We start from the raw sequence: 1219 nt of genomic DNA, 5'->3' as shown, positions 1-1219 counted from the left end.
TATAATGGACCCCGAAAATAGGACAGCAGGTTAAGTGTAAATTATTAACTTGTTATCCTATGCAAAAGAGAAGACAATTTTCAGCGGAGTTCAAAGCTAAGGTAGCTATTGAAGCTTTAAAAGAACAGCAAACCCTTCAGGAGTTAGCTCATAAGTACGAGGTCCATCCGAATCAGATTTCTTCCTGGAAACAGGAGTTTCTTCAGCATTCAGCCAGTGTGTTTACAAAAGGGAAGAAAAAGGAGGAAAAGGAAGATACAGCCAAGCTTTATGAAGAAATTGGCAGACTGAAAGTGGAAGTAGACTTTCTAAAAAAAAGAATGTAGCAAAGCCTGTGGCTGAGAAAAAGGCAATGGTAGATATAAAGCATCCAATTTTGAGTATCAGCAGGCAGTGCGAGCTTCTGGGACTTTCCCGCTCAGTTTTCTATTATCAGCCCGCCACAGCAAAAGAAGAGAATCTCAGGCTGATGGAGGAAATAGATAAGATATATCTGAAGTATCCCTTTTATGGTACTCGAAAGATGACAGAAGTGTTAAACGAGCAGGGATATGAGGTGAATAGAAAGCGCATAAAGCGCCTGTATCAACTAATGGGGATACAGGCTATTGGTCCAAAGCCTAATACAAGTAAACCTATGAAGGGGCATAAAATTTACCCATACCTACTGAGGAATCTAAAGATTGAACGGGTAAATCAGGTGTGGGCAACGGACTTAACGTATATTCCTATGCCTACGGGGTTCATGTATTTAATGGCAGTTATAGACCTTTATAGCAGAAAGGTCATCAGCTGGGGAGTATCTAATTCCATGGATACCGACTTCTGCTGTAGTGTGTTAAATGAGGCTTTACTGGCTGGTAAACCAGAGATATTTAATACGGATCAGGGAAGCCAGTTCACCAGCGATGCCTTCACCGATATTCTTAAAAAGCATGAAATACAGATCAGTATGGATGGGAAAGGCAGAGCCACTGATAATATCTTTATCGAGAGGTTGTGGCGTAGCCTTAAATATGAATATCTTTACCTGAAGAGACCTGAATCCTGCCAGGAACTGTATAAGGGATTAGCAGAGTATTTTCAGTTCTACAATCAGGAAAGACTCCACCAATCTCTGGATTATAAAACCCCAGAAAGTATTTACAGCATCCATAAAGTGGCTGCTTAATTCAATTAAAATTCAAAGAAAGCTGTCCTAAGCTTGGGGTCCACTAAA

General features: G+C 40.4%; 1 protein-coding gene. It reads left to right on the top strand.

Annotated features, from left to right (window positions below; translation table 11 throughout):
• The first annotated feature begins 59 nt into the window (after positions 1-59).
• A protein-coding gene (locus F752_RS0101565; protein WP_407635416.1) for an IS3 family transposase occupies positions 60-1171 on the top strand; the annotation gives its coding sequence in 2 pieces (ribosomal slippage) (positions 60-324 and positions 324-1171; 1113 coding nt in all).
• Positions 1172-1219: the final 48 nt, after the last annotated feature.

It is taken from the genome of Nafulsella turpanensis ZLM-10, assembly GCF_000346615.1.
In the GTDB taxonomy this organism is placed as follows: Bacteria; Bacteroidota; Bacteroidia; order Cytophagales; family Cyclobacteriaceae; genus Nafulsella; species Nafulsella turpanensis.
The sequence above is the reverse complement of the archived record's forward strand: the minus strand, read 5'-3'. Positions and strand labels throughout refer to the sequence as shown.